A 14,672-nucleotide genomic window follows, 5' to 3' on the forward strand; every position below is an offset into this window, starting at 1 on the left:
CCGCAGCCTAGCGCAGGTTTCCGCCGGTTTCACTGCGCTTCGGCCGCAACGGCGCCATGTCCGTCATGGCTGCGGTCCTCGGACGGGCCGCGGAACTCGGCCAGGTTCAGCGCCGTGTTGATCACGCCGATATGGCTGAAGGCCTGCGGGAAGTTGCCGAGCTGGCGTCCCGCGATCGGGTCGTACTCCTCGGCCAGCAGGCCGACATCGTTGGCCAGGCCGACCAGCCGCTCATACAGGGCGGTGGCCCGGTCGGCGGCGCCGATCATGGCCAGCGCGTCGGCCAGCCAGAAGCTGCAGACCAGGAAGGTGCCCTCCTCGCCGGCCAAGCCGTCGACGCCCGACTCCGTCTCGTAGCGCCGGACCAGCCCGTCGACGGTCAGTTCGCGCTCGATCGCCTCGACCGTGCCGATCACCCGCGGGTCGTCCGGCGGCAGGAACCCCACCATCGGGATCTGCAGCAGCGCCGCGTCCAGCATCTCCGAGCCGTAGGACTGGACGAAGGCGTTGCGGTGCGCGGAGAAGCCCTGGGCGCAGACCTCGGCATGGATGCGGTCGCGCAGCGCCCGCCAGGCCCGGACCGGCCCCTCCAGCCCGAACTGCTCGACCGCCTTGATCGACCGGTCGAAGGCGACCCAAGCCATCACCTTGCTGTGCACGAAGTGGCGGCGGGGCCCGCGGATCTCCCACAGCCCTTCATCCGGCTTGTGCCAGATCTTCTCGAGATAGCCGAGCAGCACCCGCTGCACCCGCCAGGCGTCGTGCGGATGGGTCAGGCGCTTCTTGCGAGCGACGTGGATCGCGTCCAGGAGCTCGCCATAGACGTCGAGCTGCAGCTGGGCGTGGGCGCCGTTGCCGACCCGGACCGGCTTGCTGCCCTCGTAGCCGGACAGCCAGGGGATCTCCAGCTCGGTCAGCCGGCGCTCGCCGGCCAGCCCGTACATGATCTGCAGCTGCTCCGGCCGCCCGGCCGCGGCCCGGCGCAGCCAGTCGCGCCAGGCCGCCGCCTCCTCGGTGAATCCGGCGCCGAGAAGGGCGTACAGCGTCAGGGTCGCGTCCCGGATCCAGCAGTAGCGGTAGTCCCAGTTGCGCTCGCCGCCAAGCTCCTCGGGCAGGGAGGTGGTGGCGGCGGCGACGATGCCGCCGGTCGGGGCGTAGGTCAGCGCCTTGAGAGTGAGGGCGGAGCGCAGCACCGCGTCGCGATAGGGGCCGTCATAGGTGCAGCTGTGCGCCCAGCCCTGCCACCAGGTCTCGGTGTCGATCAGCGACCGGAACGGATCGATCACCCCGGGCTCCGGCAGATGCGACGGATACCAGGTCAGGATGAAGGGCAGGCGGTCGCCGGCCTCGACGGTGAAGTCGCCGACCGTCTTCATCGCTTCGCCATGCAGCGCGATCGGCGACCGGAAGCGCAGGGCGTCGGGTCCGGCGATGGCGACGATGCCGTCCGGCCGGTGCCGCACCCAGGGAACGATGCGGCCGTAGTCGAAGCGGAACGCCGCCTCCAGCCGCATCGACACCGTGCCGCTGCGGCCCTCGACCAGCCGGATGATCGAGATCTCGTCCTCGCGATGCGGCAGGGGCATGAAGTCGATCACCGCGACCGTGCCGGTGTCGGTCTCGAACTCCGTCTCCAGCACCAGCGTGTTGCCGCGGTAGCGGCGGCGGGTCCGGGTGGCGAGGTGGTCGTCCGGCGCGATCTGCCAATGGCCGTTCTCGACGTCGCCGAGCAGCCGGGCGAAGCAGGCTTCGGAATCGAAGCGCGGCAGGCACAGCCAGTCGATCGACCCGTCGCGCCCGACCAGGGCCGCGGTGCGGCAGTTGCCGATGATCGCATAGTCCTCGATCCGCCCGGCCGGGCCCGTGAAGCGCCCCTCGGTGCGGACCCGCGGCTGCTTGCCGGTGGCACGCCCCTCGGCGCCGTCGGCGGCCGGGGTGGGGACTGCGTCCGGGTGCCCTGTCGTTGACGCCATGTCGATCTCCGCTCTCGTCGTCCTGCCGGGGAAGGTGGGAAGGGCCGGTTTGTTCCGCTGCGCTGGCCCCTCGCGCCGCGACGGAACGCCGCGCGCCCGGCCGCCTGCGATCGATCCGATCACCATAGCGGTCCCGACCGCGATGTCGAATAATGCGCTGACCGATCCCTTGCATCGGACGCGCAGCGGCTTCTCGGTTATTGCATTCTTTGATGTTGTCTTCTCAGGAATTGGTCCCAATCTTCTGATTATGAAGGCGTTGCGCATCCTGGCCCTGATCGCGGCCATTCTCGCGGCGCCGTACGGGACCCTCTCGGCGGCGGATGCGCCGACTCGTCTCGACACGCTCCTCGACCAGCTCCGGACCACCGAAGACGCGGCGGAGGCGCAGCGGCTGGAGCGGCAGATCTGGACCCTGTGGCTGACCTATGAGGGCGCCGATCCGCTGGTGCCGGACCTGCTGCGGCGCGGCAACGCCGCCCTGCTGCAGCGCGACTACGCGCTGGCCGAGGCCGCCTTCACCGCGGTGGTCGAGCGGGCGCCGGAGTTCGCCGAAGGCTGGGATCGCCGGGCGGTGGTGCGCTTCCTGCGCGGCGACTGCGACGGGGCGATCCAGGACATCGGCCGGACCCTGGCGCTGGAGCCGCGGCATTTCGGGGCGATGTTCGGTCTCGGCCTGTGCCGGACGGTCCAGGGCGACCACCAGGCCGCGCTCGACGCCTTCGAGCGGGTGCTGGCGCTGGACCCGCACTACGCCCCGGCGCAGAGCCAGGCGGCGCTGATGCGCAGGTATCTCGCCGGCTACCCGCTCTGACAGCCCGCCCGATACTGCTACTGGCGCGGCCGTCTGATGGCGGGCTCGAGCGCTTCCGGTGCTCACGGACTCAAACGTCCGCTGCGCGCCGGTTCTCGAAACCGCCACCAGCCGACTCACGCCAGCGCATTCTCAAACGGGCTGATCCGGTCCGCCTCTTGCCGAGGAGGCACGCCCGACCGATCTCCATCCCATGCGCCGCATCCTCGCCCTGCTGCTGCCGATGGTGCTGTTCGTCCTGGCCGGCCCGGCCGTCGCCCAGGACAAGACGGCGCAGCTGGACGCGCTGTTCGACAGGCTGAAGACGGCGGCGCCGGAGGAGGAGCCGGGGCTGCAGATCCGGATCTGGCAGCTCTGGTTCGCCTATGACGGCAAGGACCCGGACGTCCCGGGGCTGATGGAGCGCGGCAACACCGCGATGGCGAGCGACGACCACGCCGTGGCCGAGGCTGCCTTCACCGCGGTGATCGAGCGCGATCCCGCCTATGCCGAGGGCTGGAACCGGCGGGCCACAGTGCGCTATCTGCGCGGCGACATCCAGGGCTCGATCGCCGATATCGACCAGGTGCTGGCGCGCGAGCCCCGCCATTTCGGCGCGCTGTCGGGCCTCGGCCTGTGCCGGATCAGGCTCGGCGACATCCCGGGCGCGATCGACGCCTATCGGCGGGTGCTGGCCGTCGACCCGCAGATGGCCACCGCCCATGCCCAGATCGAGCGGCTGCAGAAGCTCCAGGCCGGGGACCCGATCTAGCTTCGCCGGCGCGGCGATCCGACGCGACCGGTGCAACCGAACGTCCGGAACCCCACATCGGGAAGATCCGCCCCCCGCCGGAGGTCCAGCCGCCATGTCGATCCGCCCCATCTTCGGCGACGGGCAGATCCGGGCCTGCGAGGACAGGACGGTCCAGCTGCACCAGGCCTCCTGGTTCGGCTCCCGGGTGCTGTTCGACCACCGGCGCTGGCTGTGCCGGGAGGTGGAGATGCGCTGGGCGGCGCCGCGGCACCTCCTGGTCCTGACCGACGCGGGCGGGACGGCCGGCACCCGCGTCCAGGCCGACGGCCGGCTGCTGTTCGACGGCCCCGACCGGCCGGGCGTCTTCAGCTTCGTCCCGGCGGGGGCCGAGCGCACCGGCGTCTACCGCGATGCGGACCTTCTCTATTCCGCCCTGTGGATCGACCCCGACTGGGATCGCGCCGATCGCCTGGCCGACCTGCCGATCCTGGTGAACCGCGGCGACGCCGTGATCGGCGCGCTGATCGGCGCGCTGCAGGCCGAGATCGCGCTCGGCTGCCGGCCCGACGCCGCCTATGTCGAGCATCTCGTGGCCCTGCTGGGGTTCCGGCTGGCGGCGCTGGACCACGCCCCGCCGCCGCCGTCGCGGCACGGGCGGCTCGGTCGCCGCGCCCTGGCGCGGGTCCGGGACCATGTCGACGCCCACATCGCCGACGACGTCTCGCTGACCGGCATGGCCGAGGCCGCCGGCATGGGCGCGGACAGCTTCGCCCGCCGTTTCAAGGCCACGACCGGCATGGCGCCCTATGCCTTCGTGCTGGAGGAGCGGATCCGCCGGGCCGAAGCGCTGCTGGCCGACGCCGCCCTGCCGATCGGGACCATCGCCATCCGCCTCGGTTTCTCGAGCCAGAGCCACTTCACCGCCACCTTCCGGCGCCTCCGCGGCACCAGCCCGCGGGCCTATCGGATGCGGATTCTTCCCGAATCCTGACAGTCCGGCCGGCTTCCTGACAGCGGCCGGGCCGCGCCGTCCCCACCTCCCCGGCATCGACGAGGGCGGGCTTCGGCCGCCTCGTTCCGCAGACGGGGATGCTCCATGGCCGCAGCTGACGGCAACACCGGGCCGACGCGCCGTTCCGTGCTGGAGGCCGGCGCCGCGGCCAGCCTGATCTTCACCGCCGCCGCGCCCGCCGCGGCGCAGCCGGCGCCCGCGCCGATCCGGACGGCGGCGCTGCGCCTGTCGATCAACGGGCAGGAGCGGGCGGTCGAGCTGGACACGCGGACGACGCTGCTCGATGCGCTGCGCAACACGCTCGGCCTCACCGGGTCGAAGAAGGGCTGCGACCACGGCCAGTGCGGCGCCTGCACCGTGCTGGTGAACGGCCGGCGCATCAACGCCTGCCTGACCCTTGCGGTGATGCATGAGGGCGACGAGATCACCACCATCGAAGGCCTGGCGAGCGGCGAGGCGCTGCACCCGATGCAGGCCGCCTTCGTGGCCCGCGACGCCTTCCAGTGCGGCTACTGCACGCCGGGGCAGATCTGCTCCGCCATCGGCATGCTGCGCGAAGTCGAAGCCGGATGGTCGAGCCATGCCGGCGCCGATGTCGCCGCCCGTGCCGAGCTCGGCGACGCCGAGATCCGCGAACGGATGAGCGGCAACATCTGCCGCTGCGCCGCCTATCCCAACATCGTCGCGGCGATCCGCGACGTGGCGGAGGCGTGACCGATGCAGCCCTTCACCTATGAGCGCGCCGTAGACGCGCAGGGCGCGGCCGCGGCAGTGGCGGCCCGGCCCGGGGCCCGCTTCATCGCCGGCGGCACCAACCTGCTCGACCTGATGAAGCTGGGGGTCGAGCGGCCGACCCATCTGGTCGACATCAGCCGGCTGCCGCTCGACCGGATCGAGCCGACGCCGGAAGGCGGCCTGCGCATCGGGGCGCAGCTCCGCAACAGCGACCTCGCCGCCGACCCGACGGTGCGGCAGCGCTACCCGGTGCTGGCGCAGGCGCTGCTGGCCGGGGCGTCGGGGCAGATCCGCAACAAGGCCTCGACCGGCGGCAACCTGCTGCAGCGCACCCGCTGCCCGTACTTCCAGGACCTCGCGCTGCCCTGCAACAAGCGCAGCCCCGGCTCCGGCTGCGCCGCGCTGGACGGCTTCAACCGCATGCACGCCGTGCTCGGGGCGGGCGACGACTGCATCGCGGTCCACCCCTCCGACATGGCCGTGGCCCTGGCCGCGCTCGACGCGCGCATCGAGACGATCCGCCCGGACGGCGGGACGCGCGCGATCCCGGTCGGCGAGCTGCACCGGCCTGCCGGCACGACTCCGGATGTCGAGACTGCGCTCGACCCCGGCGAGATGATCACGGCGGTGGTCCTGCCCCCGCCGCCGCCCGGCCGGCAGCTCTACCGCAAGGTGCGGGACCGCGCCTCCTACGCCTTCGCCCTGGTTTCCGTCGCGGCCATCGTCGAGGCCGAGGGCGGCCGCATCCGCGCCGCCCGCATCGCCCTGGGCGGGGTGGCGCCGAAGCCCTGGCGCGCCGAGGCGGCGGAGCGGGCTCTGGCCGGCGCCTCTGCGGCGGACGACAGCTACCGCGAGGCCGCCGCAGCCGCCCTGGCCGATGCGCAGGGGCGCCCCGGCAACGACTTCAAGATCCAGCTGGCCCAACGGACGCTGCGGCACACCCTGGCCGCGGCTGTCGAACGCGCGTGAGGGAATGATGGCGAAAGACATCGCAGGAGACGGGGCCGTGATCGGCAAGCCGGTCGACCGGGTCGACGGCCCCCTCAAGGTCACCGGGCGGGCGACCTACGCCTATGAGCATGTGCCGGACGAGGTGCCCGCCTATGGCGTCATCCTCGGCGCCGCCATCGCCAAGGGACGCATCGCCGCGATTGACACGACGGAGGCGGAGCGGACGCCGGGCGTGCTGCATGTGATGACGCATCGCAACGCGCCGCCCCAGCCCGACTTCGGCCCGCCGGTGACCCCGACGCCGCCCGAGGTGTTCACCCGCGCCCGGCCCGTGCTCGCCGACGACCGGGTGCGATTCCACGACGAGCCCGTGGCGCTGGTGGTGGCCGAGAGCTTCGAGGCCGCCCGCGCCGCCGCCGGCCTGATCCGGACCCGCTATGAGGAGGAGCCCGGCGCCTTCGACCTCGCGTCCCGCCTGGCCGAGGCCTATGCGCCGCCGCGGGCGAATGCCGGGCTGCAGACCGACAGTGCCGTCGGCGACTTCGAAGGGGCGTTCGCCGCGGCGCCGGTCCAGGTCGAGGCGCTGTACCGGACGCCCTATGAGCACCACAACCCGATGGAGCCGCACGCCACGCTGGCCGAATGGTCCGGCGACACGGTGACGATCCGGACCGGGGCGCAGACCCTGGCCTATTTCCGCGGCGGCATGGCCAGCACCCTCGGCATCCCGCCGGAGAATGTCCGGATCGTCAGCCCCTTCGTCGGCGGCGGCTTCGGCGCCAAGCTGATCGCGCATGCCGACGCGGTGCTGGCCGCCCTGGCCGCGCGGGTGCTGCGGCGCCCGGTCAAGATCGCGCTGACCCGGCAGCAGATGTTCGGCAATGCCGGGCATCGGGCGGAGATGATGCATCTGGTCCGCCTCGGCGCGGACCGGGACGGGCGGCTGACCGCGCTCGGCCATGACGTCTGCTCGGCCACCTGCCGGTTCGAGGAGTATTGCGAGCAGACCGCGGTCGTCACCCGGTCGCTCTACGCCGCCCCGAACCGGCTGACCCGGCACCGGCTGGTGCCGGTCGATCTCCGCCGCGGCGAATGGATGCGCTCGCCCGGCGAGGCGCCGGGGCTGATGGCCTTCGAATGCGGCATGGACGAGCTGGCCGAAAAGCTCGGCCTCGACCCGATCGAGCTTCGCATCCGCAACGAGCCGGCCGAGGATCCGGAGCGTCGCGTCCCCTTCGCCAGCCGGAACCTGGTCGGGTGCCTGAAAGAGGGGGCACGGCGCTTCGGCTGGGACCGCCGCAGCGCCGCGCCGGGACAGCTCCGCGAGGGCCGCAGGCTGATCGGCATGGGCGTGGCGGCGGCGATCCGGCCGAACTATCTCGGCGCCGCGACCGCCCGGGTGGCGATCGACGCTCGGGCTCGCGTCACCGTGCGGCTCGACATGACCGATATCGGCACCGGCACCTACACGATCCTGGCCCAGATCGCGGCCGAACGGCTCGGCGTGCCGCTCTCGGCGGTGACGGTCGAGCTCGGCGACAGCCGCTTCCCGCGCACCGCCGGCTCCGGCGGCTCCTGGGGCGCGGCCAGCTCCGGCTCCGCCGTCCACCAGGCCTGCCTCGCCCTCCGGGCCAAGATCGCCGAGGCCGCAGGGACCGGCGACGGCATGCCGTCGGCGGATCTCCTGGCCCGCATCGCCCCGGACGGGCTCGAGGCCGAGGGGGCGTCCACCCCGATGACCACGAACCCGGACTACAAGGATTTTTCCCAGCACTCCTACGGCGCGCAATTCGCCGAGGTCGCGGTCGACATCGACACCGGCGAGGTCCGGCTGCGGCGCATGCTGGCGGTGATCGATGCCGGCCGCCTGCTCAACGCCAAGACTGCGCGCTCGCAGGTCATCGGCGGCATGACCTGGGGCCTCGGCGCGGCGCTGATGGAAGAGACGCATCTCGATCCCCGCAACGGCCGCTTCGTCAACCGCGACCTCGCCGAATACCACGTCCCGGTCCATGCCGACGTGCCGGCGCTCGAGGTCGTGTTCCTGGAGCAACCCGACGAAAGGGCGAACCCGCTCGGCGCCAAGGGGATCGGCGAGCTCGGCGTCTGCGGCGCCGGGGCGGCGGTGGCCAACGCCGTCCACAACGCCACGGGCGTACGGGTGCGGGACTTCCCGATCACGCTCGACAAGCTGCTGCCCGGCCTGCCCCTGGCGGATGTGTGATCCCGGCCGTTGGCCGGCGGCTCGTCAGTGGATGGTGCCGGCCGGCCTGGCGGGGGCGGGGGCGGCTTCGCGGGTCGGGCCGGCCTGGTGATGCACCAGGCGCCAGCCCTCGGGCTCGCGGCTGAAGACGTTGGTGGCGGCAAGCCGGTTGTCGCCGATCTTCTCGATGCACAGCACGATGGCGGTGTCGCCGTAGTCCAGCAGCCGCGCCGCGTCGACGGCGATGCGCGGCGGGTCCTTCAAGATCGCGGCCCAGCTCTTCATCACCGCCTCGCGCCCGGCCAGGACCGGCCAGCCCGGATGGATGCAGGCCACCGGCTGGCGGCGCGACCACAGCGCCTCCATGGCCGCCGCGTCGCCCTGCGCCAGGGCAGCGTAAAAGGCTTGGTTGGCGGCGATCGGGGAACTGGTCATCGGCGGGCGGTCAATCCTCGATCCAGGCGATGCGCAGGACGTTGGTGTTGCCGGGGGTGCCGAAGGGCACGCCGGCGGTGACCACGATGCGCTGCCCGGTGCTGCCGAAGCCGTCATGCTTGGCCAGGCGGCAGGCCTTGCCGACCATCTCGGTGAAGTTGCTGACATCCTCGGTGTGCACCGAATGCACGCCCCAGCACAGCCCCATGCGGCGGGCGGTCTGCAGGTTCGAGGTCAGGCACAGGATCGGCACCTCCGGCCGCTCGCGCGCGGCGCGCAGCGTGGTCGAGCCCGAGGTGGTGTAGGTCGCGATCGCCACCGCGCCGATGGTGTGCGCCACCTGCCGCGCCGCGGCGGTGATGGCGTCCGCCGCCGTGCTCTCCGGGTCGTAGTGCACCGCGTCGAGAATGGTGCGGTAGATCGGGTCCTTCTCCACCCGCCGGGCGATGCGGTCCATCATCGTCACCGCCTCGAGCGGGTATTCGCCCGAGGCGGTCTCGGCCGACAGCATCACCGCGTCGGCGCCGTCGAACACCGCGGTGGCGACGTCGGAGGCCTCGGCCCGGGTCGGGGTCGGGGCCATGATCATGCTCTCCAGCATCTGGGTCGCCACGATCACCGGCTTGCCGGCCTGGCGCGAGGCGCGGATGATCCGCTTCTGCAGCGACGGCACGTCCTCGGCCGGCATCTCGACGCCGAGGTCGCCGCGGGCGACCATCACCGCGTCGGTCAGCTCGACCAGCTCGTCCAGGTGCTGGATCGCCGCCGGCTTCTCCAGCTTCACGATCACCTGGGCGCGGCCGGCGATCAGCTTGCGCGCCTCGGCGACGTCCTCCGGCCGCTGCACGAAGGACAGCGCCACCCAGTCGACATCGATGTCGAGGGCGAAGCGCAGATCCTCGCGGTCCTTGGCGGTCAGGGGCGACAGCGGCAGCACCGCGTTCGGCACGTTGACGCCCTTGCGGTCGGACAGGCGCGAGCCGGCCTCGACCACGGTGTCGGCGAAGTCCGGGCCGCAATCGACGACCTTCAGGCGCACCTTGCCGTCGTCCAGCAGCAGGGCCTGCCCGGGCTCCAGCGCGGCGAAGATCTCGGGATGCGGCAGGGTCACGCCGGTGGCGTCGCCCGCGCGCTGCTGCAGCGACAGGCGGAAGCCCTGGCCCTCGGTCAGCTTGATCGGGCCGTCGGCGAAGGTGCCCAGGCGCAGCTTCGGCCCCTGCAGGTCGGCCATCACCGCGATCGGGTGGTCGAACTCGCGCTCGACCTCGCGGATCAGGGCCAGCCGGGCGGCGTGGTCCTCCTGCTTGCCGTGGCTGAAGTTCAGGCGGAAGACGTCGACGCCCGCCTCGAACAGCGTGCGGATCGCCTCGGCCGAGCTGGTGGCGGGGCCCAGCGTGGCGACGATCTTGGTCTGGCGCGTGCGGCGGAACGACGGGCGCTTCTTGGGCATGGCGGAACTCCGGGTCGCGTGCCGGCGCGCCGGGTCCAGCCCTGCACCGACGGGCGGGAAGAAATCACATCCGCGGCCCTTCGCCAACGTCGAATGTGCGCGGAGATTCGGATATTACGCGGACTTAATATTTCGTCTCGGGCCTGATCTGCGCGGAAACGCCCGGCTTAGAGGCCGGTGTTGCGGGTCAGACACGCACCGTGTTTTCCAGCCGCAGCACCGCCGTGGCGGCCTCGAGGTCGCCTGCGCGGACCAGCAGGTAGTCGGTGTCGTAGGTCGAGATCGCGAAGATACTGATCCCGGCCTCGGCCAAAGGCGCCGCGAGTCGGGCCAGGATGCCGGTCAGGGCGAAGTCCAGCGGCCCCTCGACCTTGAAGCCGCGCCAGCCGCGTTCGGCCTGCGCGTCCGCCGGCACCCGCGCCTCCGGGCACGCCACCGACAGCTCGTCGCGGGTGCGGCTGACGGTGACGAAGGGATCGGACCAGTCGATCCAGCCGGGCAGCGCCGTTCCCGCCGGCAGCCGGGCCACCGCCAGGGGCTCCGGCAGCAAGCTGAGGGTCAGGCGGGTCATCATGCCCTCCGCGCCAGGAGAATCCCGGCCAGCACCAGGGCGCCGCCCAGGCCCTGCGCCGGGCCCAGCGGCTCGGCCAGGACGATCCAGGCCAGGGCCGCGGCGGCCACCGGCTGGATCAGCAGGGTGAGGGAGGAGAAGGCCGGCGGCAGCCAGGCCAGCGCATAGGTGATCAGGCTCTGGCCGGCGACCTGGGAGACCCAGGACAGGCCGACCAGCACCGCCCAGCCGGCGAGCGTCGGCGGCAGCAGGGTGGGCTCCATCAGCAGCGCCAGCGGCAGCGTCGCCGCCGCCGCGACGGCGCTGGTCCACAGCATCACGGTGGCGACGGAGAAGCGGTCGCGCAGCCGCCCGACCGCCAGGATGTAGCCGCCGTAGAACACGGCGGCGAGGGCGGCCAGGGCGTCGCCGGCCAGGGCGCCGTCGCCGAAGCCGCCGCCCTTCAGCACCACCACGCCGGCGATGGCCACCGCCAGGCCGGCGGCGAAGACCGGGCGGATCGGGGTGCGGAACAGGACGAAGGCGCCGAGGGTGACGAAGATCGGCGCCAGATTGGCCAAGAGCGTGGCGTTGGCGACCGAGGTGATGGCCAGCGCCCAATGCCAGGCCACCAGGTCGGCGGCGATGAACAGGCCGGGCAGGGCCAGGGCGGCGCAATCGGCGAGGCTGCGCGGCCGCGCAGCCTCGCCCCGCGCGCGTTCGGCCCGGTACCACAGGAACAGGATCGGCAGCGCCAGGGCCACGCGCCAGACCGCCGTCGCGATCGGCCCCACCTCCGACAGCCGCACGAAGATCGGCGAGCTGCCGATCGCCAGCCCGCCCAGGATCAGGGCGGGCAGCGCCAGGCGCTGGGCGGGGGAGGGGGACAGGACGGCGTCGCTCATGATGGGCCGGAGCTTAGTCCCGAGGGCCTGTCGCCAGCCACGGCAGGGCGCGCAGGGGAGACCGGCGCGCCGCGCGGGACCATCATCAAACCGTCACGGCGCGGCGGCAGGATGCGCGCGCCGCAAACGGGGATTCGCCATGCATCGCTTCGCCGCTCCGGTCGCCGGGATCCTCCTGGCCGCCGCCACCGCCACCACCGCCCTCGCGGCCGATCCGGACGTTCTGGGCCAGAGGATCGGGGGGCTGTCGCGCTCGACCCCGTGGCGGCTGGTCGAGACCATCCCGGTGCCGTTCGACACCTATCACCCGCAGGGCTTCGCCCGGGCCGGCGACGCGCTCTTCGCCTCCTCGGTCGAGATCGCGGTGCCGACCAGGCGCTATGCCCAGCCACAGGACGGCATGGACCGCGACACCGGCCAGGGCACCGGTCACCTGTTCAAGCTCGACGCCAGGGGCCGGCAGATCGGCCATGTCACGCTGGGCGAGGGCTCGATCTACCATCCCGGCGGCATCGACTTCGACGGGCGCTGGCTGTGGGTGCCGGTCGCCGAATACCGGCCGAACAGCCGCTCGATCCTGTACCGGGTCGACCCGCAGACGCTGGAGGCGGTCGCGGTCGGCCGCGTCGACGACCATATCGGCGGGCTGGTGCACGACACCGACCACGACACGCTGCACGGCGTCAGCTGGGGCTCGCGCCGCTTCTACACCTGGCGCCTGGATGCGGAGGGCAAGGTCGACGCCTCCGCCCCGCCGGTGGTGACTTCGAACCCCGAGCACTATCTCGACTATCAGGATTGCGCCTATCTGCCGGTCGGCCGCGCCATCTGCACCGGCATCACCGAGTTCCGCCGCACGCCGGACGCGCCGGTCTTCGGCCTGGGCGGGATCGAGATCGTCGACCTCGCCGCCGGGCGGCCGACCTTCCAGGTGCCGGTGCTGCTGTGGACCGAGGACGGCACCGCGATGACCCGCAACCCGGTGCTGGTGGAGGCGACGCCGGGCGGCCTGCGCCTGACCGCGATGCCGGAGGACGGCCGATCGCGGATCTTCGTCTACGAGACGCCCTGAACTTTTTTGAGGGGGATGTCGGAGCCGCCCCGGCGGCGGCGTCCTTGGGCCATCGCATCACGGCGGGCAGCAACCCGCCAGCCAGGGATGGAGCCCGACATGCTGAAGACGATCCTGACCGGTGTTCTGGCGGCTGCGGCGCTGGTCGCCGTGCCCGCCGCCGCCCAGACCCAGGCGGTCCGCAGCGGCCATGCCGAGGCCGGCGGCATCAGCTACTACTATGAGGTCCAGGGCCAGGGCGAGCCGCTGCTGCTCCTGCATGGCGGGCTCGGCTCGATCGACATGTTCCGGCCGCTGCTGCCGACGCTGGCGGAGAAGCGCCAGGTCATCGCCGTCGACCTGCAGGGCCATGGGCGCACGCCGCTGGGCGACCGTCCGATCGACCTGGTGGCGATGGGCGCCGACATGGCCGCGATCCTGCGCCAGCTCGGTATCGAGAAGGCCGATGTGCTGGGCTATTCGCTGGGCGGCGGCGTCGGCTTCCAGCTGGCGGCGCAGCATCCGGAGATGGTGCGCCGCCTGGCCCTGGTCTCGGCCGGCTACGCCTCGGACGGCTTCTATCCGGAGATGCTGCCGCAGCAGGCCGCGGTCGGCGCCGGCATGGCCGAGATGATGAAGAACACGCCGATGTACACCTCGTATGTCGCGGTGGCGCCGAAGCCGGAGGACTTCCCGCGGCTGCTCGACGCCATGGGCGCGCTGATGCGCAAGCCCTACGACTTTTCGGCGGATGTGCCGAAGCTGACCATGCCGGTGATGCTGGTCTTTGGCGACAGCGACATGTACCGGCCGGAGCATGTGGTGAAGTTCTACCAGCTGCTCGGCGGCGGGCTGCGCGACGCCGGCTGGCAGCGCGAGCACATGTCGAAGAACCGCCTGGCCATCCTGCCCGGTGCGACCCATTACGACATCTTCCTGTCGCCGCAGCTGCCGGCGACGGTGCTGCCCTTCCTGAACGGGGAGAGCAGCACCGCCGATTGGAAGTAGCTACGGCATGTACTGGCCGCCGTTGATCTCGACCATCTGGCCGGTGACGTAGCCGCTGGCGGCCTCGGAGGCGAGGTACAGGAAGGCGGCGGCGCAATCCTCGGACGCGCCCAGCCGGTTCATCGGGATCGTCGCCTGCATCGCCGCCAGCTGCTCCGGGGTCGAGAAGCGCTCGTGGAACGGGGTGGTGATGACGCCGGGCGACACGGCGTTGACCCGGATCCCGTCCTTCACCAGCTCCTTGGCCCAGCCGCGGGTGGCGACGGCGACGAAGCCCTTGGCCGCGGCGTAGATCACCGAGCCGGGGCCGCCGCCATGCCGCGCGGCGATCGAACTGAGATTGATGATCGACCCGCCGCCGCCCTGCCGGCGCATCTGGGCCGAGCCCTCGCGCATGAAGCGGACGACGTGGCGGACATTGACGTCCAGCACCGCGTCGACGAACTCGTCGGTATAGTCGGCGACCGGGGTGCGCTTGACCAGGGCGCCGGCATTGTTGACCAGAACGTCGAGCCGGCCGAAGGCGGCCACGGTCTGCTCGACCAGGGCCTGCGCCGTCTCCGGCTTCGTCACGTCGCCCGCGGCCAGGATCGCCTCGCCGCCGGCGGCCTTGATGTCGGCGACCACGGCCTCGGCCGCCTCGCGGCTGGAGTTGTAGTTCACCGCCACCCTGGCCTTGTTCTGGCCGAAGGCGCGGGCGGCGGCGGCGCCGATGCCGGTGCTGGCGCCGGTGATCAAGACGGCCTTGCCGGCGAGATCCGGGAAGACGGGGAGGGTGGGGGCGGTCATCGGCTTACCTCGGATGGCGTTGATGCGTCCTATGATGTCCGACAATTCGCCGCCATGCACCCT

The 14,672-nt window shown here is 72.2% G+C and carries 14 protein-coding genes; 8 read left to right on the forward strand and 6 right to left on the reverse strand.

All coding sequences use genetic code 11. The features are described from left to right. Positions 1-29: 29 nt before the first annotated feature. On the reverse strand, positions 30-1,973 hold the full coding sequence (locus tag ACFW16_RS14780) for a glycoside hydrolase family 15 protein (protein WP_380306172.1): 1,944 nt from the start codon (positions 1,971-1,973) through the stop codon (positions 30-32). 250 nt (positions 1,974-2,223) lie between these two features. Here ACFW16_RS14780 and ACFW16_RS14785 point away from each other — a divergent pair, with 250 nt between their 5' ends. The 6 genes from ACFW16_RS14785 to ACFW16_RS14810 all read left to right on the forward strand — a co-directional run bounded on the left by ACFW16_RS14785 (position 2,224) and on the right by ACFW16_RS14810 (position 8,442). After that, on the forward strand, positions 2,224-2,787 hold the full coding sequence (locus tag ACFW16_RS14785) for a tetratricopeptide repeat protein (RefSeq protein WP_380306174.1): 564 nt from the start codon (positions 2,224-2,226) through the stop codon (positions 2,785-2,787). A gap of 193 nt (positions 2,788-2,980) precedes the next feature. Then, positions 2,981-3,538 (forward strand): tetratricopeptide repeat protein, encoded by a 558-nt coding sequence (locus tag ACFW16_RS14790; protein WP_380306176.1) that lies wholly within the window; start codon positions 2,981-2,983, stop codon positions 3,536-3,538. A 94-nt stretch (positions 3,539-3,632) separates the two neighbouring features. Next, on the forward strand, positions 3,633-4,511 hold the full coding sequence (locus ACFW16_RS14795) for a helix-turn-helix transcriptional regulator (RefSeq protein WP_380306177.1): 879 nt from the start codon (positions 3,633-3,635) through the stop codon (positions 4,509-4,511). Positions 4,512-4,616: 105 nt separating this feature from the next. Further along, the gene (locus tag ACFW16_RS14800) at positions 4,617-5,246 is read left to right on the forward strand and encodes a 2Fe-2S iron-sulfur cluster-binding protein (RefSeq protein ID WP_380306179.1); all 630 of its coding nucleotides are present in this window, start codon (positions 4,617-4,619) and stop codon (positions 5,244-5,246) included. A gap of 3 nt (positions 5,247-5,249) precedes the next feature. Then, entirely contained in the window at positions 5,250-6,236 is a 987-nt protein-coding gene (locus tag ACFW16_RS14805) for an FAD binding domain-containing protein (RefSeq protein ID WP_380306181.1), read from the forward strand. 7 nt (positions 6,237-6,243) lie between these two features. Further along, positions 6,244-8,442, forward strand: coding sequence for a xanthine dehydrogenase family protein molybdopterin-binding subunit (locus ACFW16_RS14810; RefSeq protein ID WP_380306183.1), 2,199 nt, complete (start codon positions 6,244-6,246; stop codon positions 8,440-8,442). Positions 8,443-8,466: 24 nt separating this feature from the next. Here the strand turns inward: ACFW16_RS14810 and ACFW16_RS14815 are convergent, their stop codons facing one another. From ACFW16_RS14815 to ACFW16_RS14830, 4 genes are all read right to left on the reverse strand, one after another. Then, positions 8,467-8,856 (reverse strand): nuclear transport factor 2 family protein, encoded by a 390-nt coding sequence (locus ACFW16_RS14815; protein WP_380306185.1) that lies wholly within the window; start codon positions 8,854-8,856, stop codon positions 8,467-8,469. A gap of 10 nt (positions 8,857-8,866) precedes the next feature. Continuing rightward, positions 8,867-10,306, reverse strand: coding sequence for a pyruvate kinase (pyk, locus tag ACFW16_RS14820; protein WP_380306187.1), 1,440 nt, complete (start codon positions 10,304-10,306; stop codon positions 8,867-8,869). A gap of 187 nt (positions 10,307-10,493) precedes the next feature. Then, positions 10,494-10,877, reverse strand: a complete 384-nt coding sequence (locus ACFW16_RS14825) for an ACT domain-containing protein (RefSeq protein WP_380306189.1) — start codon at positions 10,875-10,877, stop codon at positions 10,494-10,496. After that, positions 10,877-11,761 (reverse strand): DMT family transporter, encoded by an 885-nt coding sequence (locus ACFW16_RS14830; RefSeq protein WP_380306190.1) that lies wholly within the window; start codon positions 11,759-11,761, stop codon positions 10,877-10,879. The genes ACFW16_RS14825 and ACFW16_RS14830 overlap by 1 nt, the downstream gene beginning before the upstream one ends. Positions 11,762-11,900: 139 nt before the next feature. Here ACFW16_RS14830 and ACFW16_RS14835 point away from each other — a divergent pair, with 139 nt between their 5' ends. Then, a complete protein-coding gene (locus ACFW16_RS14835; RefSeq protein ID WP_380306192.1) occupies positions 11,901-12,833 on the forward strand; it encodes a DUF6454 family protein in 933 nt (310 codons plus the stop codon). 99 nt (positions 12,834-12,932) lie between these two features. Continuing rightward, positions 12,933-13,820, forward strand: coding sequence for an alpha/beta fold hydrolase (locus ACFW16_RS14840; RefSeq protein ID WP_380306194.1), 888 nt, complete (start codon positions 12,933-12,935; stop codon positions 13,818-13,820). Here the strand turns inward: ACFW16_RS14840 and ACFW16_RS14845 are convergent, their stop codons facing one another. Then, a complete protein-coding gene (locus ACFW16_RS14845; protein ID WP_380306196.1) occupies positions 13,821-14,609 on the reverse strand; it encodes an SDR family NAD(P)-dependent oxidoreductase in 789 nt (262 codons plus the stop codon). Between the last annotated feature and the right edge of the window lie 63 nt (positions 14,610-14,672).

It is taken from the genome of Inquilinus sp. NPDC058860, assembly GCF_042743185.1.
GTDB lineage: Bacteria > Pseudomonadota > Alphaproteobacteria > DSM-16000 > Inquilinaceae > Inquilinus.

Excerpts from the sequence above, each read along its gene's own strand:
- ACFW16_RS14780 (WP_380306172.1), bottom strand. The coding sequence starts at position 1,973 with ATGGCGTCAACGACAGGGCACCCGGACGCAGTCCCCACCCCGGCCGCC.
- ACFW16_RS14785 (WP_380306174.1), top strand. The coding sequence starts at position 2,224 with ATGAAGGCGTTGCGCATCCTGGCCCTGATCGCGGCCATTCTCGCGGCG.
- ACFW16_RS14790 (WP_380306176.1), top strand. The coding sequence starts at position 2,981 with ATGCGCCGCATCCTCGCCCTGCTGCTGCCGATGGTGCTGTTCGTCCTG.
- ACFW16_RS14795 (WP_380306177.1), top strand. The coding sequence starts at position 3,633 with ATGTCGATCCGCCCCATCTTCGGCGACGGGCAGATCCGGGCCTGCGAG.
- ACFW16_RS14800 (WP_380306179.1), top strand. The coding sequence starts at position 4,617 with ATGGCCGCAGCTGACGGCAACACCGGGCCGACGCGCCGTTCCGTGCTG.
- ACFW16_RS14805 (WP_380306181.1), top strand. The coding sequence starts at position 5,250 with ATGCAGCCCTTCACCTATGAGCGCGCCGTAGACGCGCAGGGCGCGGCC.
- ACFW16_RS14810 (WP_380306183.1), top strand. The coding sequence starts at position 6,244 with ATGGCGAAAGACATCGCAGGAGACGGGGCCGTGATCGGCAAGCCGGTC.
- ACFW16_RS14815 (WP_380306185.1), bottom strand. The coding sequence starts at position 8,856 with ATGACCAGTTCCCCGATCGCCGCCAACCAAGCCTTTTACGCTGCCCTG.
- pyk (WP_380306187.1), bottom strand. The coding sequence starts at position 10,306 with ATGCCCAAGAAGCGCCCGTCGTTCCGCCGCACGCGCCAGACCAAGATC.
- ACFW16_RS14825 (WP_380306189.1), bottom strand. The coding sequence starts at position 10,877 with ATGACCCGCCTGACCCTCAGCTTGCTGCCGGAGCCCCTGGCGGTGGCC.
- ACFW16_RS14830 (WP_380306190.1), bottom strand. The coding sequence starts at position 11,761 with ATGAGCGACGCCGTCCTGTCCCCCTCCCCCGCCCAGCGCCTGGCGCTG.
- ACFW16_RS14835 (WP_380306192.1), top strand. The coding sequence starts at position 11,901 with ATGCATCGCTTCGCCGCTCCGGTCGCCGGGATCCTCCTGGCCGCCGCC.
- ACFW16_RS14840 (WP_380306194.1), top strand. The coding sequence starts at position 12,933 with ATGCTGAAGACGATCCTGACCGGTGTTCTGGCGGCTGCGGCGCTGGTC.
- ACFW16_RS14845 (WP_380306196.1), bottom strand. The coding sequence starts at position 14,609 with ATGACCGCCCCCACCCTCCCCGTCTTCCCGGATCTCGCCGGCAAGGCC.